Annotated in this window: 20 protein-coding genes; 7 read left to right on the top strand and 13 right to left on the bottom strand. The window is 45.5% G+C overall.

Features of this window, described 5'->3' with window-relative positions:
- Positions 1 to 10: 10 nt before the first annotated feature.
- The 5 genes from LZG94_RS13435 to LZG94_RS13415 all read right to left on the bottom strand — a co-directional run bounded on the left by LZG94_RS13435 (position 11) and on the right by LZG94_RS13415 (position 5,010).
- On the bottom strand, positions 11 to 784 hold the full coding sequence (locus tag LZG94_RS13435) for a glycerophosphodiester phosphodiesterase family protein (protein WP_233792383.1): 774 nt from the start codon (positions 782 to 784) through the stop codon (positions 11 to 13).
- A 108-nt stretch (positions 785 to 892) separates the two neighbouring features.
- Positions 893 to 3,217, bottom strand: a complete 2,325-nt coding sequence (locus LZG94_RS13430; protein ID WP_233792382.1) for an FdhF/YdeP family oxidoreductase — start codon at positions 3,215 to 3,217, stop codon at positions 893 to 895.
- Positions 3,218 to 3,219: 2 nt separating this feature from the next.
- On the bottom strand, positions 3,220 to 3,588 hold the full coding sequence (locus LZG94_RS13425; protein ID WP_233792381.1) for a DUF7009 family protein: 369 nt from the start codon (positions 3,586 to 3,588) through the stop codon (positions 3,220 to 3,222).
- A complete protein-coding gene (fdhD, locus tag LZG94_RS13420) occupies positions 3,585 to 4,424 on the bottom strand; it encodes a formate dehydrogenase accessory sulfurtransferase FdhD (RefSeq protein WP_233792380.1) in 840 nt (279 codons plus the stop codon). Before fdhD ends, LZG94_RS13425 begins: the two co-directional genes overlap by 4 nt.
- Entirely contained in the window at positions 4,417 to 5,010 is a 594-nt protein-coding gene (locus tag LZG94_RS13415) for a molybdenum cofactor guanylyltransferase (protein ID WP_233792379.1), read from the bottom strand. Before LZG94_RS13415 ends, fdhD begins: the two co-directional genes overlap by 8 nt.
- Before the next feature lie 81 nt (positions 5,011 to 5,091).
- Here LZG94_RS13415 and LZG94_RS13410 point away from each other — a divergent pair, with 81 nt between their 5' ends.
- Positions 5,092 to 6,135, top strand: coding sequence for a hypothetical protein (locus tag LZG94_RS13410; protein WP_233792378.1), 1,044 nt, complete (start codon positions 5,092 to 5,094; stop codon positions 6,133 to 6,135).
- Positions 6,136 to 6,266: 131 nt separating this feature from the next.
- Positions 6,267 to 7,370: a tRNA 2-thiouridine(34) synthase MnmA gene (mnmA, locus tag LZG94_RS13405; RefSeq protein ID WP_233792377.1), complete on the top strand. Its 1,104-nt coding sequence runs from the start codon at positions 6,267 to 6,269 to the stop codon at positions 7,368 to 7,370.
- A gap of 107 nt (positions 7,371 to 7,477) precedes the next feature.
- Here mnmA and rlmB read toward each other — a convergent pair whose 3' ends face one another.
- The 4 genes from rlmB to LZG94_RS13385 all read right to left on the bottom strand — a co-directional run bounded on the left by rlmB (position 7,478) and on the right by LZG94_RS13385 (position 11,427).
- Positions 7,478 to 8,254, bottom strand: coding sequence for a 23S rRNA (guanosine(2251)-2'-O)-methyltransferase RlmB (gene rlmB / locus LZG94_RS13400; RefSeq protein WP_233792376.1), 777 nt, complete (start codon positions 8,252 to 8,254; stop codon positions 7,478 to 7,480).
- The gene (locus tag LZG94_RS13395; RefSeq protein WP_233792375.1) at positions 8,230 to 9,516 is read right to left on the bottom strand and encodes a GWxTD domain-containing protein; all 1,287 of its coding nucleotides are present in this window, start codon (positions 9,514 to 9,516) and stop codon (positions 8,230 to 8,232) included. Before LZG94_RS13395 ends, rlmB begins: the two co-directional genes overlap by 25 nt.
- Before the next feature lie 71 nt (positions 9,517 to 9,587).
- Entirely contained in the window at positions 9,588 to 10,478 is an 891-nt protein-coding gene (locus LZG94_RS13390; RefSeq protein WP_233792374.1) for an SDR family oxidoreductase, read from the bottom strand.
- 28 nt (positions 10,479 to 10,506) lie between these two features.
- Positions 10,507 to 11,427, bottom strand: coding sequence for an aspartate carbamoyltransferase catalytic subunit (locus tag LZG94_RS13385; protein WP_233792373.1), 921 nt, complete (start codon positions 11,425 to 11,427; stop codon positions 10,507 to 10,509).
- A 160-nt stretch (positions 11,428 to 11,587) separates the two neighbouring features.
- On the opposite strand from LZG94_RS13385, the gene LZG94_RS13380 reads away from it, so the two are divergent.
- Positions 11,588 to 12,034: a transcription elongation factor gene (locus LZG94_RS13380; RefSeq protein WP_233792372.1), complete on the top strand. Its 447-nt coding sequence runs from the start codon at positions 11,588 to 11,590 to the stop codon at positions 12,032 to 12,034.
- Between the two features lie 2 nt (positions 12,035 to 12,036).
- Here LZG94_RS13380 and LZG94_RS13375 read toward each other — a convergent pair whose 3' ends face one another.
- Complete coding sequence (locus tag LZG94_RS13375) at positions 12,037 to 12,750, bottom strand: YebC/PmpR family DNA-binding transcriptional regulator (RefSeq protein WP_215232464.1); 714 nt, start codon at positions 12,748 to 12,750, stop codon at positions 12,037 to 12,039.
- Between the two features lie 120 nt (positions 12,751 to 12,870).
- On the opposite strand from LZG94_RS13375, the gene LZG94_RS13370 reads away from it, so the two are divergent.
- Together LZG94_RS13370 and metF are read left to right on the top strand one after the other, a co-directional pair.
- Entirely contained in the window at positions 12,871 to 13,335 is a 465-nt protein-coding gene (locus tag LZG94_RS13370; protein ID WP_233792371.1) for a GNAT family N-acetyltransferase, read from the top strand.
- Between the two features lie 399 nt (positions 13,336 to 13,734).
- Positions 13,735 to 14,691 carry a methylenetetrahydrofolate reductase [NAD(P)H] gene (metF, locus tag LZG94_RS13365; RefSeq protein ID WP_233792370.1) on the top strand — a complete coding sequence of 319 codons (957 nt, stop codon included), beginning with the start codon at positions 13,735 to 13,737 and terminating at the stop codon, positions 14,689 to 14,691.
- Positions 14,692 to 14,698: 7 nt separating this feature from the next.
- Here the strand turns inward: metF and LZG94_RS13360 are convergent, their stop codons facing one another.
- Positions 14,699 to 15,019 (bottom strand): heavy metal-binding domain-containing protein, encoded by a 321-nt coding sequence (locus LZG94_RS13360; protein ID WP_215232461.1) that lies wholly within the window; start codon positions 15,017 to 15,019, stop codon positions 14,699 to 14,701.
- 218 nt (positions 15,020 to 15,237) lie between these two features.
- On the opposite strand from LZG94_RS13360, the gene LZG94_RS13355 reads away from it, so the two are divergent.
- Positions 15,238 to 15,813, top strand: coding sequence for a nitroreductase (locus LZG94_RS13355; protein ID WP_233792369.1), 576 nt, complete (start codon positions 15,238 to 15,240; stop codon positions 15,811 to 15,813).
- Positions 15,813 to 16,784, top strand: a complete 972-nt coding sequence (locus tag LZG94_RS13350) for an ABC transporter ATP-binding protein (RefSeq protein ID WP_233792368.1) — start codon at positions 15,813 to 15,815, stop codon at positions 16,782 to 16,784. Before LZG94_RS13355 ends, LZG94_RS13350 begins: the two co-directional genes overlap by 1 nt.
- Position 16,785: 1 nt before the next feature.
- Here LZG94_RS13350 and LZG94_RS13345 read toward each other — a convergent pair whose 3' ends face one another.
- Both LZG94_RS13345 and LZG94_RS13340 read right to left on the bottom strand, forming a co-directional pair.
- Positions 16,786 to 19,371: a DUF5686 and carboxypeptidase-like regulatory domain-containing protein gene (locus LZG94_RS13345; protein ID WP_233792367.1), complete on the bottom strand. Its 2,586-nt coding sequence runs from the start codon at positions 19,369 to 19,371 to the stop codon at positions 16,786 to 16,788.
- A complete protein-coding gene (locus LZG94_RS13340) occupies positions 19,340 to 19,945 on the bottom strand; it encodes a vancomycin high temperature exclusion protein (RefSeq protein ID WP_215232458.1) in 606 nt (201 codons plus the stop codon). The genes LZG94_RS13345 and LZG94_RS13340 overlap by 32 nt, the downstream gene beginning before the upstream one ends.
- Positions 19,946 to 20,058: the final 113 nt, after the last annotated feature.

The following is a 20,058-nucleotide window of genomic DNA, read 5'->3' as shown; positions in this document are numbered from 1 at the left end:
GATCAAATTGCTATTTTTTCGAAATGCTCAGCAACAGCTCGGGCTCATTCGTTGTGATAAAATCAACATTCTTTTCCAGAAAAGATCTCAACATCGCTTCGTCATTTACTGTCCACACATTTGTGGTCAGTTTTTTGGCTTTCATAGCTGCAATGTAATCTTCATTCTTTTTGTACACATTGAAGTGATAATCAATACCGTCTAATCCAGCGGCCGCGATCTCATCTGGCGTTTTATCTCCATTCAAATATTCCACGTGCGCTTTTGGCGCCAGTTCTTTCACTTTTTTGCAAACGTCAAAATCGAATGCGATGTAATCAGTAATATCCTCAACTTGAAGCTTTTTGACCATTTCCACGCATTTCGTTGCCAGCGCCAGGGATCTTTCTTTTCCCATTGAAGACGTTTTGATTTCAAGAATCAACCTCGTGTTTTTCTGTTTTGCGCCGGCTTTCAAATAGGCTTCAAGCGTCGGCAGCGACTCGCCATTTTCCAGCTTGATCTGCGAAAGCTCACTTGCGTTCGTTTTCTCAATATGCGTACCCTTGATAGCATGATCGTGCAATACAAAAATCACCGAATCGGCTGACATGTGCACGTCGAATTCACTACCGTAGCAGCCCATTTTAATCGCATGTTCCAGCGCGCCAATCGAATTTTCTGTCGAGCCGGTGTGCTTCCACGCGCCGCGGTGCGCGATTACTTTGTTCTTGTTTTGTGACATTCCTTCAAATGCAGTAAGGCTTAAAAACCCTGCGGCAAGCATAGCAAATACTTTTTTCATTTTGTAAAAATTTGACTGAAATAAAAAAACCGTGATCTCCGGTTACTAACCAAATGCTAACGGATCCGAAAAGTACATTTTGTATCTGTCAGCTATATTAGGTAAATATTAAGTTTCCGATCCTGGAATATGATGTTTTGAAACTGTAATTACCACCTGCTTCGAAGTTGGCGTGTTGCTTTTGTCGGCTACACTATCGATCGGTACCAGCACATTCGTTTCAGGGAAATAGGTAGCTGTGCAGCCTTTCGGAATAGGGTAGGCGACGACCAGGAATTTGTGCGCCACTCGCTCCACTCCGCCAAAATCGTTGTGCAAATCCACCAGACTTCCATTTTGCAAATTTCGGTCGGAAATGTCTTCTTCATTCATAAAAATGACCCGCCGCTCGTTAAAAACACCGCGATACCGATCATTTAATCCGTAGATAGTTGTGTTAAACTGATCGTGGCTGCGGATCGTCATCATTGTTAACTCATTCTTTGATAAATGATTAACCGGAATAGGGGCGACATTAAATCTGGCTTTCCGGGATGAAGTATCAAACTTTCCGTCCCGGTTACAATTGGGTAGATAAAATCCCGCCGGCTGGCGCACGCGCTCATTATACTTTTCAAATCCGGGAATTGTTCGCTCAATATCCGCCCTGATCACGTCATAATTATCAATATACATTTGCCAATTGATCTGGCTGCGTTTCCCGAGCGTAGCCTGGGCCAGTCTGCATACAATTTCGGGTTCGCTCAAAAGCTGGTCAGAAATAGGAGGCAATACACCTTTTGACATTTGAACCACACCCATTGAATTTTCGCAGGAAATAAATTGATTCTCTCCGTTCCGAATATCCATATCGCTCCTCCCGAGGCAAGGCAATATCAAAGCTTCCTCCCCGTGCACCAGGTGGCTCCGGTTCAGTTTGGTCGAAACGTGGACAGTCAGGCGGCATTTACTTAATGCTTCGGCCGTATAGCGGGTATCGGGCGTGGCAGAAAGGAAATTGCCTCCCATCGCAAAAAATACTCCAACTTTTCCCTCGTGCATCGCCTTAATCGCATCCACAACGTCGTAGCCGTGCTTTTTCGGTGGGGCAAAATGGAAATTTCGTTCAATAGAATTAAGCAGCTGTTCGGAAGGTTTTTCAAAAATCCCAACAGTACGGTCGCCCTGCACATTACTGTGGCCGCGCACCGGACAAGTCCCCGCGCCCGGCTTGCCGATACTACCTTTTAGCAACAACAGATTGACTATTTCCTTAATAGTATCCACCGCATTTTTTTGCTGCGTAAGTCCCATTGCCCAGCAAACGATTATTTTGCTTTTCGTCGCGAGCAGTCGCGCCGTTTCCTGGATTTGTGTAAATGGGACACCGCAAACTTTCGCAAGCTCTTCCGGGTTAAGGGTATTCAAATGCGCTTTAAACTGCTCGTAACCCTCCGTATCTGCCCGAATAAAATCCTGATCGAAAACGGCACCCGGATTTTTTTCTTCTTCTTTTAAAAGCAAGGCTTCAATCGCTTTCAATAGCGCCAGGTCACCGTTTATTTTAATATGAAGAAAAATATCGGTGAGCGAGGAGTTGCGGCCAAATACACCTTCTACTTTTTGTGGATTATTAAAACCCATTAAACCCGTCTCAGGAAGCGGGTTGATAGAAACGATCGTCGCTCCGTTTGCTTTCGCTTTCTGCAATGCAGTGAGCATACGCGGGTGGTTCGTACCCGGATTCTGGCCCATGATCATGATCACTTCTGCCTTGTAAAAATCGTCCAAAGTCACCGAACCCTTTCCGATTCCCAGCGACTCGGCTAATGCGACGCCGCTGCTTTCGTGGCACATATTGCTGCAATCCGGCAGGTTATTCGTGCCAAATTCTCGAACAAAAAGCTGGTATAAAAAAGCCGCTTCGTTACTCGTCCGGCCGGAAGTGTAGAAAACGGCCTCGTCGGGCGACGGAAGTCTGTTCAGTTCTGATCCTATTTTTGAGAATGCGGCTTTCCAGGTAATTGGCTGGTAATGTGTGCCGCCAGCTGGCAAAAACATCGGCTGGGCAATCCTGCCTTTGCCTCCGATTTCGTAGTCCGACAGTTTGCCAAGTTCCAGTACTGAATTTTGTGAGAAGAAATCGGGGGTAAGTTTCTTCAAAGTCGCCTCTTCCGCGACTGCCCGCGCGCCATTTTCACAATATTCCGCAATGCCGGAACGCTCATCGTCGGGATCAGGCCAGGCGCAGCTCGGACAATCAAAACCTCCTTTTTTGTTGAGGTTGAATAACGCCTTCATTCCACGCTGCACGCCGGCTTCTTTAATGGTTTTTTCAAAGCTAGAAACCACCGCCGGAATACCCGCAGCTACTTTCATGATCTTGCCTTTTTTGAGGCCGGTCAGCTTGTCAGGATTTTCAGAGCCTGGGATGATAATAGGCGATTCAGCCATAACTAGCAGGTTTGGTTCGGGTTTTCGTAGTTATCAGACTGATCCTCGGCATCATTGTCGAGGCATTTAAAATCCTTTTCTACCAGCAGATATAACGATTCCTGCTCATTGAAAGACATATTTGAATCAATCCCTATCACATTATTTTCCGGCCACTCCCGTGCAAACGACTCTGGAATAAATATCGTAATGTGCTGATTTTCAAAAGAAGCTGAGAGCGTTTCGATAGCTGGCTGACTTTTGATTGCATACACCAGCTCGCCTTGCGGAAAAGCGGTTCGTTCTTCGAGATATCCTTCGTTGCCCAGTTGTGCCACGTCGCTCTTGGACAGCCGGTATCTTACTTTATTTTTTTGAATTCTGATTTTCATAAACCTATAATCCGGTGATAGCCGGTATAAACATTGAATCTGTCATTTTTTAAAAATCCCACCAGCGTCATATTATTCTCCTCCGCCAGCTGCACTGCCAGGCTCGATGGTGCGCCTATTGCAGCAACCAGCTCAATACCAGCCATTAATGCTTTTTGAATCAGCTCAAAACTTGCTCTGCCGCTCAATAGGAGCATCTTGCTGGTAAGAGGCAATTGATTCTCTAACAATGCTGTGCCGATCAATTTATCCAAAGCATTGTGCCGGCCCACATCTTCACAGATATTTATCAGATCTCCGGCCGCATCGAAAAGTGAGGCAGCGTGTAATCCGCCTGTTTCCTGGAAGATATTCTGTTGTCCCGAAATCCTGGAACCCAATGTAAAAAGTACTTCCCGGCTCACTTCAAACGTGTTTTGCAGGGAATAGGATGAAACGGATTTGATCGCATCGATACTCGCTTTTCCGCACACGCCGCAGCTGGATGTTGTGTAAAAATTTCTTTCAGAAGTATTCAGATTTGGTTCGGATGATTCAGAAAGAGTGACCAATACCTGATTTTCTTCAAATACTGAAATCTCAATATTCTTGATAGCATTTACTGATTTGATAATGCCTTCTGTCAACAAAAATCCTGCTGCAAGTTCGCGGTCAAATCCTGGCGTGCGCATCGTAACAGAAATATTCCGCCATTCTGATTTTCCTGAATTCTGATAGGCGAGCCGTATTTCCAATGGTTCTTCTACTGCCAGGAAATCCTCTTTTTCGGCACTTCCTGTGGCAGTAACCCGCTTGATCGGGCGTCGGATTACGGATACCGGCTGCGTTTTAACCATTGTTTTTTTGTTTTAAAAGCTCTGTAATCCTCGCAAAATCCTCCGGCGTATCTATGGATTGCATTACATTTTCAGCTTCCGGGAGAAATTTTTGCGCATTCACATTTCTCAGAAACGACTGTAACGAACGGTCGCCCGACTCAAAATGTCCGCTCAGACGCGAACCAACTTTCGCAGCGTACCACGCTAGTAAAGGCTCGTATTTTTCGTCTGAATTATAAAAGGCGGCAGCGACAGAATCTTCCTGAATTGCGTTTAGAAAATGTGAAATATCGGTTTCTCCAAGCAGCGGGTAATCGCAGCCGGTAAACAGGAAATCGTGATTTGGAAAAGATTGGAATGCAGTAAGTAATGCTCCGATCGGGCCAATGTGTGCATAATGAGGCAGATCGACCATTTTTTCGTATTCCGTTTCCAGGACACTCAGCTGGTCTTGGTTACAGGAAATAATAGTCTTTTCACAAAACCCGGAAAGCAGATCGGCAACATGCTCATATTGAGATTTTTGATGATAAATAAGACTGCTTTTGTCGCGGCCCATTCTTGAACTTTCGCCCCCACAAACCGCTATTCCGATCAGTCCCATGCAAACAGAATTTGTATTTTGATTCCCATTTTCGCCGAAAGCCGGGTTGAAAGTATCGGCCAAATATGCTTAACTTCCTTTATGGAAAATGGTGATGTCAAGATTATTAATAAAAAGCCAATCTATCCGGTCAGTCCCGAGCTGCGGAAATACCTGCGTTTTTACCAGCGCGACGCCCGTTTACCTGTAAGTTACCACGATTTGCTCGGTTTTTACGAATCCTTTCCGGTGACAGATAAATTCGGTAAAGACACTTTGTGGGAGAGTCCGCTGTACCCGTCGCACGAGATCGACAGGCTGCACAATGGTTTGAAAAAAGTGTATGCAATGCTGAAAGCCTCTGGGAATCTGCGTATTGTGGAGCATAAATACATCGACCGCATTGACTATTGCAAGTTCGGGAACTCGAATCCTTTTCGTATAAAAATAGTGAACCGGCTGAACGACATTTATGATTATTTCTATGTCAAGAAAGCAGACGCTTCACGGATTTATGGTTTGGAACTTGAAGAGATATTTTCTCCGAATCAGGTAAACTATCTTGTTGACGGTGATTCACTTATTGAAGAGCATATCGCCGGTATTCCGGGGGATGAATTTGCCAAGACTCGCCTGCGGCACACAGATTATAACCCGATCCGAATTGCCAAGGAATTTGTAAAATTCAATGAACGCTGCACCATAACCCTGCTCGGGGATATGCGCGCCTATAATTTCGTGATGCAGATCACGCCCGATTTTGACGATTTTCAGTTCCGTCTGCGCGCAATCGACTTCGACCAGCAGTTTTACGAAGGAAACCTGAAAGTATACATGCCACAATTCTTCAAGGAAAACCTGCCTTATGTAGAACTGGCGATGGAATATCTGACGGACAAAACGGTACTTCAATACCAGCAGGAAGAGCAATCCTCTATTATGTACCAGGCAAGAAGCGAGCGCCACCGCCTCCGCGAACTCCGCGACGTTTCGATCAAGGACAATATCTCAACAGTAGAGAATATCAGCCAGCTACGCGAAGGCCTTTCCCGCCATTTCAAAGACACCCATTACCAGCACTGCGAAAGTATGACTGAGATTATTGAATTGAATATCAAGAATATAATCAGGCAGGTGATTTCGTAGAAGCAGCGATCTTTCCTTTTACTCACAAGTATTACTTACCTTTGCGGAACAAACCCAGCAGCATCCGCTGTTCGGTTGTTTCAAATTCAAACCAAAATCGGAAGGCATTCAACCTTCGGCGGATTACTACAATGAGCAAACACGGACGAATTCTTGTCGCTATGAGTGGCGGCATCGACAGCTCTCTCGCAGCTGTTATGTTACACGAACAAGGTTATGAGGTCATCGGAATGACCATGAAAACCTGGGACTACGCCAGCAGTGGCGGGACCAAAAAAGAGACCGGTTGCTGCTCGCTCGACTCCATTAATGACGCCCGAAATATCGCCGTAGAACTCGGTTTTCCCCATTATATTCTCGATATCCGTGAAGAATTCGGAGATTATGTGATCGACCATTTTACCGGCGAATACCTCGAAGGCCGCACGCCAAATCCCTGCGTTTTATGCAATACCCACATTAAATGGGACGCGCTGCTGAAACGGGCAGACAGGCTGGATTGTGAATTCATTGCAACCGGACACTATGCCAATATGCAGTTCAACGACGCCCGGCATTATGTTTCAAAGGGAATTGACAGTTGGAAAGACCAGAGTTACGTGCTTTGGGGCGTTTCGCAGGAAAGTTTAGCACGCACGAAATTACCGCTAGGCTATTTGCACAAAACTGAGATCCGCGAAATGGCCCGCGAGCGCGGGTTTATTGATTTAGTCAATAAATCGGAGAGTTACGAAATTTGTTTCGTGCCGGATAATGATTACCGCGGATTTTTGAAAAGGAGAATACCCGGTCTGGAAGCGGAAGTAGCTGGTGGCAATTTTGTTTTTGAAGATGGTACCGTTGTCGGAAAGCACGAAGGTTATCCTTTTTATACCGTTGGTCAAAGAAAAGGTCTGGGCATTGCATTGGGTAAGCCGGCATTTGTGACCGAGATCAGAAAAGATACAAATGAAGTAGTATTAGGCGATTTGCCGGACTTATTTCGCGATGGAATGTATGTCGGTAAACTGAACTTTCAAAAATATGCTTCGATTGAAAAACCGCTGGAAACTGTAACCAAAGTACGGTACAAACACGACGGAACGCCGGCTACAATCGAGCAAATCGAACCGGATAAGTTGGTAGCGCGCTTTCACGACGGTGTAAACGGGATTGCGCCAGGGCAGGCGGCTGTATTTTATGAAGGCGATGATGTAGTGGGTGGGGGTTGGATATTGAAGAGTTTCAGGCAGTAAGCTAGATACTGCTAGGGTAACTTTTTTGTCAGCCTGAGCGGAGTCGAAGGCCCGTGCACGACCGCCTTCGACTCCGCTCAGGCTGACAAACTTCACTTAAAATTAAATTAAACCTTCGCAATCCGCTGCCGTACAGCCTCATACAGCACAATCGAACTCGCCACCGATACATTCAGCGATTCAACCTGGCCGATGAGCGGGATCTTTGCGCCGCTGTCGGCGAGGTGGATAAATTCTTTTGAAATACCATCTTCCTCAGAACCCATGATAATGACTGTGGGTATTGAGAAATCAATATCATAGACTGACTTCTCGGTTTTCTCAGTACAGGCTACAATCTGCAATCCGCTGTTTCTGAGGTATAAAAGCGTTTCATACAAGTTCGGCTCACGGCAAACTGGCAGGAAATTCAATGCGCCTGAAGAAGTTTTCATCGCGTCTGCATTGATCTGCGCGCCGCCTTTGGTCGGGACGATCAATGCTTGCACACCTGCACATTCAGCAGTTCTGGCGATTGCTCCGAAGTTTCGTACGTCGGTAATGCGGTCTAGCAATAGCAATAGGGGCGTTTTTCCGTCTTCATAAACCTGCGTAAGCACATTGTGCAACGGCATGTATTGGATCGGGGAAACGAATGCGATCGCGCCTTGATGATTTTTACGCGTGATCCTGTTCAGTTTTTCAATTGGTACGCGCTGAAATGGAACGCCCGTTTCTTTGGCGAGCTTTTCAATCTCTGAAAAACCTAATTCTCTTTGAAGGAATAATCGCTCGATCTCTTTTCCAGACCTGAGCGTTTCAAGTACTGACTGTGTCCCAAAGACCATATCGGCCTGGGATTGTTTTGGGGCGGGTTTTCTTACCGTATACTGCCGTTTCTCCATGCTTCGACTACCGGATACCAAATGGGCTGGTATTCGGCGTACCGAACCAGTTCATAATGGTCATCCACAAATTGGTTGTTTTTTCTGTTAAATGTAAAATTGACGTTCTGGGCATTGCCGCGTTGGTCGTAACTCCATACTTCGCGGTCTTTGCTCCGTTGAACTTTATCTGGTGGACCTAACACAATGTAAATCATGCCCTTATCGGTTTTCCACCCTTCTTTATAAGTTGTAAAAAGTTGATTTGCTTCTTCTACGCGACTGTAAAACGACCGAATCGACTGTTGAGCCAGCGGTGCATTTCCGTTCATAAGCGTCAGCCAGTATTTATCAAGCGCTTTTTTATAATCTTCTGCTTTTTTGATTTCGTTAATCTCCGTATTTGTGCTCATGTACAGCAGCGGGCCGAGCAAAAGCTGCGGCTGGGTTAGTTTCGGAAAACGCTCATTTACAACCAATACACCCAATCCTTCTGCCTGAGTGGTATCAGAAAAAATATTGTACAAACCTTCTTTTGCAAATTGAAGCGGCTGATTAGCCTGGATCGTGAAAGTACTATCCACTTCCAGCGACTTACTCACTCCTTTATTCGCGATATTCATCGGAGAACCGGCTGCCTCAAAGTCGTGATTGTAGTAAAAAACGTGAAGCTGCTCTTCTTCCGGATTCAGCTTTTTTATTACAAAAGATTCATTGGAATTGATATAATGGCGCTGTAAAGGCTGTGTGCTATTGGCAGTATAAACGCCGTAAGTCTGGTTCACATCCAATTTCTTAAAACGGATCGTCAGGTCATTCAACACTTTTTTCAAAGTTCCTGTCTGGCTTATCTCACTTAAAAGCACTCCGTAATCCCTGTTAGGACTTTTCAGATCGTAAGAGATCACAATCTTTTGACCGGAAGTAGAAACGTTCGAAGAATCAAGTTTTACATTCCCGTAACCCAACCGTTCCCGCGTTCCATAATCCGAATATATAACGTAGTTCAGATTATAGGTTTTAATAAAATCAGCAGGTGTGATCGGATTTTTACCTTTGAAGGCGTCGACGTAAAGAAAAACCTTGGTTTGCGTAGTATCCTTTAAAATGTATTTGCTCTGAATAGCCACCAGCGAGGGTTCTTCGCTAACCAGCGGCGCAGATTGTTGGGTAGATCTGACCTGCGCTTCCGGCAGTTGTTTGACGGTTTTATTTGAGGACGCACAGCCGGCAATAGCAGCTACCGTCAATATATGGGCTAAAACGCTTAAACTTGTTCTCATGTGTTCTATTCAACCTTTGTCAAATAACGAAGGAACGGATAAAATTACCCAATAAAACTGTAATAAAATTTTCATTCGCCGCTACCCGGATTTCTGGTCGCGGTTTTGATCTGATTTTCGATAGTATCCCACTGATCGTTAGTTACTTCCTCCAGGAAATTAAATTGCCCGGCAGACAAAACCTCACCGCCGTCCAGGGTAATCACTTCACCTGTCATATAGGCTGAAAAATCAGACATTAAATAGGCAGCCAGGTTCGCAAGCTCCTGGTGATCGCCAACCCGTTTCAGCGGGATCCGGTTTTCGAATGCAAATTTTTCGGAGAGCTCTTTTGGGAATAATCTATCCCAGGCACCCTTGGTCGGAAATGGTCCCGGCGCGATCGCATTCAGGCGTATTCCGTGACTGGCCCACTCGAATGCAAGCGATTTGGTCATTGCTAAAACACCCGCTTTTGCCATCGCAGAAGGTACTACCCAGCCGGAGCCTGTCCACGCATAAGTGGTCGAAATGCTGAGTACCGTTCCTTTTATTTGTTTTTCAATCCAATATTTACCCAATGCCAATGTAAAATAGTAGGAGCCGCGCAGCACAATATCAACCACCACATCCACTGCTTTGTACGAAAGCCGCTCCGTCGGACTGATGAAATTGCCAGCTGAATTATTGACCAAACCATCGACCTGACCAAACTTTTCAACCGCTTTACTGATCACATTTTCAATCTGGTCCGGCTTTCTGACATCGCAGGGTACATATATAATATTTTCATCAGAGCTCAATTTCAATTCTTCGACCGTTTTTGTCAGAACCTCTTCCTTTCTGCTGCAAATCACCACGTTAGCACCCAGTTTCAGGAAATAGGCAGCCATTGATTTTCCGAGACCGGTGCCCCCGCCGGTTACAATGATGGTCTTATTCGCGAGCGAGCCTTCGCGGAGCATTCCTTCCGTGTTTGACATCTTACCAGACTTTGGTTGAAAAGAAATATTACTGTTGCGCGAGCAGATATAGCACAGCCATTCTAACCGCTACACCGTTTTCCACCTGATTAAGAATTATAGAATGGCGGGAGTCGGCGGCATCGGAGGAAAGTTCTACACCCCTGTTAATAGGGCCGGGGTGCATCAGGACGATCTCCTTGTTCAGGTCGTCCAGCATTTGTTTATTTATTCCAAAATAAAGAGAATATTCTCTGAGTGATGGAAAATATTTGATCTGCTGTCTTTCCAGCTGAATGCGCAATACATTCGCTACATCGCACCATTCCAGTGCCTGCTTTACATTGTGACCGATCTTTACACCCAGTTCACCCAAATGCTTGGGGATCAATGTAGAAGGCCCGCAAACCATTACCTCTGCGCCCAGCTTTTGCAGGCAGAATATATTGGAAAGTGCCACACGGGAATGCGTAATATCTCCGATAATCGCGATCTTTTTTCCTTGCAGATCACCCAGTTTTTCACGCATTGAAAACGCATCCAGCAGTGCCTGAGTAGGGTGCTCGTGCGTTCCGTCGCCTGCATTCACCACATTGGCGGGAATGCGGGTAGACAAATAATGCGGCGCGCCTGGGCTGCTGTGACGCATGACGATCATATCCACTTTCATCGCAAGGATATTGTTGACCGTATCGAGCAGCGTTTCGCCCTTCTTCACCGAACTGCCCGAGGCTGAAAAATTAACTACATCAGCCGAAAGCCTTTTTTCAGCAAGCTCAAAAGAAAGTCGGGTTCTGGTGGAATTTTCGAAGAAAACGTTGGCAATCGTAATATCTCTCAGGGAAGGTACTTTCTTGATGGGCCGGTTGATGACATCTTTAAATTCAGTAGCTGTATCTAAGATTGTCTGGATGTCATTCTCGTTCAGGTTTTTAATTCCAAGTAAATGCCGGACCGAAAGTTTTGTCATTGTGAATTGTCAATGAAAGTTTCGCAAAGATAGCAAGGAAGCTGGCATTGAGAAAAAACTGACAGCAATTCTGGTGATTCCGGAACATTCAACACTTAACTTTACCGCCACGTGAAATACCAATAGGGTTGCCAGTTTTGGTGACCTTTTATTTTAGAATATGGACAAATCGACCGTTATACAGCATTTGAAGCTGCTTTTAGAAGAAAAAATGAGTGTATCCTGGAATGCCATGGAAGCTGCGCAGGAATCGGCAAATGATCAGGGGAAAAGCTCGATGGGCGACAAATACGAAACTTCCCGTTCAATGGGGCAGCTCGACAGAAATATGCACGCGCGGCAATTTGAGCAAGCGCGCCAGGAAAGGTTGGTTTTGGAGCGGGTTAGTGCCAGCGAAGCGAGTCAGCGCGTGGCAGTAGGATCTCTGCTGGAAACTACGGCTGGCTGGTTCTTTGTCGCAGTGAGTTTGGGTTCTGTTAAAATAAATGAAGAGACCGTTTTGGCAGTCTCTTCATCGTCACCCGTCGGCGCTTCCTTACTAGGGAAAGAGGCGAGGAGTAAATTTGATTTTATGAAAAAGCAGCATGAAATACTGAGGCTATATTAGTCTCAGGCCATATTGTGGTACACACGCTGCACATCGTCGTCGTCCTCAATTCTCTCGATCAGCTTTTCAACTTCGGCAGCTTCTTCTTCGCTTAAAGCCTTGGTATCATTTGGAATACGTTCAAAGTCGGCTTCAACGATCTCGTAACCGTTTTCCTCAAAGTAATGCTGTAACGCACCGAATGCAGAAAATTCACCGTAGATATTGATCAGATCAGTCTCTTCATCCAGAAAGACCTCTTCTCCGCCCAGATCGATCAGTTCGAATTCAAGCTCTTCAATATCTTTCGCGTTATTCTTGATCTTGAAAATGCATTTGCGATCAAAAATGAAATCGAGCATTCCCATGGTACCGAAGCTGCCGCCGAGTTTATTAAAATAGCTTCTTACATTGGCTACCGTGCGGGTAGGGTTATCGGTAGTACTTTCGACAAGAATTGCCACGCCGTGGGGGCCGTAACCCTCGTATACCATTTCCTTGTAATCTTCCTGATCTTTCGAAGTTGCCCTTTTAATAGCCCTTTCTACCGTATCTTTTGGCATGTTGGCTGCCCTCGCATTCTGTAAAAGAACGCGTAGTTTCGCGTTGGTAGCAGGATCCGCAGTTCCATTTTTTACCGCAAGGACAATATCTTTGCCGATCCTGGTAAAAGTCTTGGCCATTTTATCCCAACGCTTGAACATCCTGGCCTTTCTGTATTCATAAGCCCTTCCCATGCTTATTATTGTTAATTGTGTAAAGATTTAGATGACACGAAGGTGATCATATTTTGCACAAAAATATAAAGACGAACACATCAGCCAAAAATAAATTTCTCACAAAAATAATATACATAAATGATCCTCGACTGGCATTTCAAAACCTTTGACGAGCTTTCTACCCACGAACTTTACCAAATGCTGCGCCTGCGTACCGAGGTTTTTGTAGTAGAGCAAAGATGCTGTTTCCTCGATATGGACAACAAGGACCAGCTCTGTCACCACTTGTTAGGCTACCGAAACGGTGTTCTGGTAGCAGTTTCGAGAATAGTGCCGCCGGGTATTTCCTACGAGCATCCGTCCATCGGCCGGATCGTAGTGTCGGCTTCCGCCAGAGGGATCGGAGCGGGAGTTGAATTGCTTAACGTATCAATTGAAAAGCTGGAAAGATTGTATGGGAAAGCCGAAATCCGCATTGGTGCGCAGCTTTATCTGAAAAGGTTTTACGAATCGTTTGGCTTCATGCAATCGAGCGTGCCCTACCTGGAAGACGAGATCAATCACATAGAAATGACGCGAAGAGCGGGTTACAAAGCCGACTAGCCACCAAATGGGGAAGGATTTCCCATCTTTGATGAATTTATAAACACAAGCCTTTTTGGAGGATTTAATTAAATGATAACCCGACTGTAATATTCCGATAATTTGTAGTAATAAAACTACGGATCTTGAAAAAAAACTTTGATATAAATTGTTCCGTTGCGCAATCTTTGATAATTTGGCACAGAATTTTAGTTATTAGTATTCAGTCAAGCAAATTGTTGCTTTGGGACTGACGCCCGTCAGAAACCCAATAACATTTTTGACGAACACTGATAGAGGAGGGTTTACGTGGAATGGCCTACTGTAATGCGGTAGGCCATTTTTTTGTGCCTTAGTAATTGGTTCCCTTAACGAAATCGTGTTCATTTGTAGCAGTATCAGAACACGGCACACCATTTCATGACCAAAGTAACCGATTTCATTCAGCAGGCCGACGGCAAAACGCTGTTCTCCATCGAGATTATCCCCCCATTAAAAGGTCAGAATATCAATGAATTGCTTAATTCGATTGAACCGCTTATGGAATTCAAACCTCCGTTTGTGGACGTTACCTATCACCGGGAGGAGCTGATCGACCGGGTAGGGACCGACGGAACTATTGAGCGTGTACCTATCAGGAAGAGGCCGGGGACAGTTGGTATTTGCGCCAGGTTGATGGAGCGGTTTCACGTCGATGCGGTGCCCCACGTGATCTGCGGCGGTTTTACCAAAGACGAGACCGAAGATGTGCTGATCGACCTGCATTACCTGGGTATTGATAATGTATTGGTGTTACGGGGCGACCCTGAGAAGTCGGCAGGTGTATTCAAGCCTAAGTCCGGCGGGCATACTTATGCTTCGGAACTGGTAAGTCAGGTGAATGATATGAATAAAGGGATTCTGCTGAATGCTGAAACGGAAATGTCGCCTACCAACTTTTGTATTGGTGTGGCGGGTTATCCTGAAAAGCATTTCGATGCAACCAGTTTTGACACCGACTACCAGCATTTGCGCAAAAAAGTGGAGCTGGGCGCTAATTACATAGTTACCCAGATGTTTTTTGATAACCAGAAATATTTTCAGTTTGTCGAAAGATGCCGCGCAGAAGGGATTACTGTACCTATTATTCCTGGTTTAAAACCGATCGCCACGCGCAAGCAACTTTCCGTACTAGCCCAGATCTTCCATCTCGAATTCCCGAAAGACCTTGTGAATGAAGTCGAAAAGTGTGCAACTGACAAGGAAGTACGGCAGGTAGGAATAGAGTGGGGAATACAACAATGCCGGGAATTGATCGATTACGGTGTTCCTGTCCTGCATTTTTATACAATGGGCAAATCAGATAATGTCGCTCAGATAGCGCGGCAGATTTTCTAGAACCGGCTTATTCATAGCAAACAGCAGTTCCATTTGCGCTGACCATCAGCATGGAACTGTTTCCGCCTATTGTTTCGAGATCAATATCGACGCCGATCACCGCATTTGCGCCCAATCGTTGTGCCTGATCCATCATTTCGCGGATTGCAATGCTTTTTGCCTCGCGCAGTCCCTGTTCGTAAGAACCGGAGCGGCCGCCCACTACATCGCGGATATTGGCCAGAAAATCCTTGAAAAAGTTGGCTCCGATGATCGCCTCTCCATTTACCAGCCCAATGTACTTTGTGATCCTTTTTCCTTCGATGTTCGGGGTAGTAGTAACAAGCATATTAGCGTTTGGTTTTGTTGGTGCAATTTTCGCGGATGAAATTAGCAGATTGAAAAAGGCAGGGCGTAAAATAATGGTTTAACGGCAAAGAAGCAGCGGAACACGGTAATTTTTAATTAAACGCGGAAATTTTTATCAGCTAAAAAATCGGTCACGGCCGCGTCCGTAAGAATATTGGTTAGCTTTGCCTTCGAATTTTTTAGATTAAAAAAGCAGTTATGGAACAGTCTATTGAGACAATTAATGCAATTATTAGAGGCAGACGCAGCATTTTCCCGCCAAGTTATATTGAAAAAGAAATCTCGGACGAGGTAATTAACAATATCCTCGAAAATGCAAACTACGCGCCTACACATAAGTTGACAGAGCCTTGGCGTTTCATCGTTTTCAAAGGTGCAAGCCTGAATCGCCTGGCCGGTTTTTTCTCCGAAAGATACAGAACTGTCACAGCACCTGAATCCTTTTCTCAGGCCCGTTACGATGCAGCCGGGGAAAAAGTACTTAAATCGGGTTGCGTGATCGTGATCAATGCAGAATTGCATCCCGACAAATTGCCTGAGTGGGAAGAAACGGCTTCGGTTGCCTGTGCGGTGCAGAATATGTGGCTTACAGCTACTGCCTACGGCTTGGGCTCGTATTGGAGCAGCCCCGGCGTTTTGAAGGAACTGGCCGAGTTCCTGGGACTTCCTGAGAACCAAAAATGTATGGGTTTGTATTTCATGGGTTACCACGATGCCCCTGAAATGCCGGCACGCCGTACACCCATTGAAGGCAAGATTACCTGGGCGGAATAATGGCAAAAAACAGGTCAGTTCTCCGCGCGGATAAGGTTTCAAAGCAATTTGGCGACCAGCCTGTACTTTCAGATATTAATCTGGAACTGAGGGCGGGGGAGTGGCTCGCGATTTTGGGCGAAAGCGGCTCGGGCAAGAGTACGCTTTTGCGCATTTTTGCCCGATTTCTGGATGCTGATCAGGGAAAGATCATTTTTAATGGAGAAGAATTAAAATCCGTGAGTGGAGAGCTGATCCCCGGACATGAATCGATTCGGCTGATCCACCAGGAATTTGAGCTTTTTCCTAATCAGACTGTCGAGGAAAATATCTCCTATTCGCTTCGGTTCTACGATTCTGAATATCGGCGGGAGCGGGTGGAAGAACTGCTTGAAGTTGCAGGTCTCGATTATGTAAGAACTCACAAGGCAAAGTTGTTGTCAGGTGGTGAAAAGCAGCGTACCGCGATCGCAAAGGCACTTGCCGAGCAGCCAGACGTACTTTTGCTGGACGAACCTTTCGCCCACCTCGACAATCATAACCGGCGTGTGCTGGGTGATGCGATCGAAAATATGCAGAAGCAACAGAAAACCAGCTGCATTTTCGTTACCCACGAATCGTCAGACGCGCTCGCTTGGTCGGACAGGATCGCTGTCTTGAAAAATGGTAAGATCATTCAGATTGGTACACCGTCGGAAGTATATAATCAGCCGGTAAACAGTTATGTTGCCGAGCTTACGGGAGGTATCAACTGGCTCGGAAAGGGTGAGAAAAGGCATTTTATAAGACCCGAAAAAGTAAAGCCGACCAGGTTCAAAGAGAAAAGTAAATGGCAGGGAAAGGTCGAGGCGATTCGTTTTAAAGGGAATTACTGGGAAATCCGCTGCACAAATGGGCAGGAGCAACTTTCTTTTTATCGAAGCAAAAAAACGGTTGAAATAGGAGATACCGTTTTTCTGACCTACGCCGCCAAAGATCTGGGTAACATTTGAATTAAAGGCTGAACCAGAAAGATATCTTCACTGCGAAGGGCGTCACATTTGGATTGTCCAGGTAAGTAAGCCGGTGGATAAAGTCAATGCGGCCGCTTTTGAGAATGTTATCAATACCATAACCCAACTCTACATAGGGTCTGTCTTTCAGTTTGTTAAACAGCTGAATTTCATGTCCGGCGTCATCGGTAGCTGCGGTCAATGCCAGGTTGGATTCACTGATACTTCCGTAAAACAGCTTTCCCGTTGCGAGCATCCGCCACTTCAATTTCTTGATCGCCGGAATGCGATTGAGCAGAAACCCCTCAAAATTATGCTCCATTCGCAGTGAAACGTAGCGGTCACTGACGAACTCGAAGTAACGCATCATATTGAATGCATTATCGACGTAAAAAAGCGATTCATTCCCCAACGGCGTGTACAGCAGCGGGTAAGGCAGGGTCGATGGGATCAGGCCGAATGTCAGATTATAGTAAGTCCGTCCGATCACCCCCGTGCGAAAGCTTTGTTTTACATTGAAAGAAAGCTTATTATAATTGAAATCCCCACCCAGAAAATTTTTGACACCCAGAGTATATCTCAAAGTAAATGCGGGCGAATTGCCGTTTCCCATACTGATCCGCTCGTTATCATTTTGTAGAAACGTTTCTTTGTTGGCAAACCGCGTTTCGAAATTGATCTCGGTGATGTCAAATGCGGATTTGGTAGGGGAATCGATACCAGCGTAGGGTTGTGTTTTGTATGCAAAAGGAAATAGCGGCCTGAAATCGCGGTGCCGGATCTGCACACTGCCTGTTAAACCTTTCACCACTTCCCGCTTAAAATAAGCCGAAACATCTTCCTGCCAGTAAGCCCGGCGGAATGCACCAAAACGCGAAAAAGCGCCAAAAAGCGTGTTAGGGCCAATTGTCTCGGCAGAAACGCCCAAACGTTCGAGATCCTTTGAATACGAAATACCCGCCATCGTCCACGGCTTCCGGTCGATGATATAATCCATTCCCGCGCCGTATTTAAAGGCTTTGTCGCGCGTACCATAAGCGCCGTAACCGCTGAAAATCCATTTGCGACTGAACCCCGGATCAGTCCGGAAACCCATTCTGAAACGGTGGCCTTCCACGGCATTATTGGCATACAAAAACAAATAGGGGCCGATGTCAATATTCCATTTGTCGATCTTCTTGTAACCGTTGACGAGGATGTTCAGTATCTCGGTATAAGTCTTCACAACCGGCAGAACACGCAGCGAATCAACCAGTTGAAACGAAAGTCGCTCACTCGGACTAAGTGCCTCGGGCCGGCTTTTGATCCAGAAAGTGGAATCGTGCTTCATGTAATCGTCTTTCAGCTCGATCGACGTATCGTAGAATTTGCTGTCACGCGGCGCATTCAGTTTGAAGTTCGAATTGGCCGAATAGAATTTTAGCAGCATTCCCGCAGTCTGCTTTGTCGGCTCGTCCACATCAATCAGCACCCGTGTTTTCGACGTTAACCATTTTCCTTCATCTTCAAAAAGCTCGTAAGATTGCTGGATCTTAATTTTCTCGATAAAATTCAGATTCGCCTTTTTACCCACATTAACATCGATCTGAGTTAACGCATAAGTATCGCCATCGACCCAGAAGTTACCGGTAAACGCAAGGTCCTGCTCTTGCCGGGGTTCGAATTCAATGTGGTAGTCGTAGCTGGAACCGTTGTAAACACTGTCCGCGAGGTAATATTCATAATACAGCTTCCAGTTTTCGCTTATCGGCGAGACAAAATCTTTTTCCAGGAGATTTAACCAGTTGTTGTAAAAATTATATTGCTGAAACGAAGAGCCGATCAACTGCGAGGTAAGACTTCCGTCTGTAAGTCCCACGCCCGATATCTTCGTTTTGTTGATGATCTCTTTTTTCTTCTTGGGATCTCTGCGGTAAAAAACGTTGGAAACTGACTCAGAAATGAAGATAGGGATGATCGTTTCTCCATTCTCACCTTTTACTTCGTCATATTTATCAACAATATGCGTCATTTTTTTGACAGCCTTCCTGTTCCTGAATTTCTCGGAAAGGTTATCAATATCAATCTGGATTTTGTTATAGCTCTCATATTCGTAAGCGCCCAGGTTATCTATATTATTCGTCTTCCTGTTCGCTACGATTTTTCTCAAAATCGCCCACGCGGGATTCTCGCCGGCAAATATCTTCACCTCTCTCAACTGCGTGGAGCCGGGAGCCAGTTGCACGTCGATGGTCTGTTCGGTCAGGTCTGCTTTGATAGCCTTGCTGCGGTTTTCATAACCCACATAAGTAACACTGATCGAGTCAGCGGGAGGATTGTAGTTGAGCTGGTAAAAGCCATCGAAATTGGTGGTAGTTCCGTAGAGCGAAGCTTTGATCGCCACATTGGCAAACGGGATCGCATCGCCTGTGCTGGCGTCCGTAACTCTGCCCTTGATTACATGAGTTGTCTGCGAATACGCTGTCCCTGAATAGGATAGTATTAAAAAGAATAGGGAGGATATTATTTTGAAGAAAGCATTCCGATCAACCGATATTCGCCCCGTATGCATGCCCTCACTTCGGTTTCTCATCGTTCCTAATCTCATTATTGGAGGTTATATCTGCCGACGGCCGTAAAATATGCACGTCGAGCACTGCTTTGGGCCTGGCAAGGTATTCCCTCACCAAGGTCCGCATTGAATACCCGTCAGGAACATCCTGTGCGGCAAAGGATATTGCTTTAATACCTTCGTTATGAGCGATATACAGCGCACGGGCATTGTGGAAATTTTGGGAAATGATCGTAAAATTATCCTGATTAAAAAGTTCTTTGCACCGCACAACAGAATCAAAAGTCCGGAAACCGGCATAATCCAGGGTCATTACATTCTCCGGTATCCCCAGGTTTAGCAGCGCCCGCTGCATGGAAAGCGGCTCATTGTAATATTGCGAATCATTATTCCCGCTTAATATAATGTATTTGATCTTTCCCTCCTTAAAAAGCCGCGCAGTAGCTTCCATTCGATACTTAAAGAAAAGATTGTCTTTCCCTTTTTCCGATCTGGGGCTGGTACCGAGCACTAATGCAACATCATTGGAAGGTAGGTTTTCTATGGAAAAGTAATTGTATTGTCTTGTACAGTACACCACCCATAAATTACAAAGCAAGATGAAAATCATGCACGCGAATAGTAAGGCTAATATGATTTTAATTGCTCTTTTCACCGAAACAATGATGTGCCCTCAGTTACCCGGGACGTTTACTGCAATGGGTTGCCTGCCTTATTTAGTAC

Source organism: Dyadobacter sp. CY343, from assembly GCF_021390335.1.
Classification (GTDB): Bacteria; Bacteroidota; Bacteroidia; order Cytophagales; family Spirosomataceae; genus Dyadobacter.
This window is presented reverse-complemented; position numbering and strand designations above follow the sequence as displayed.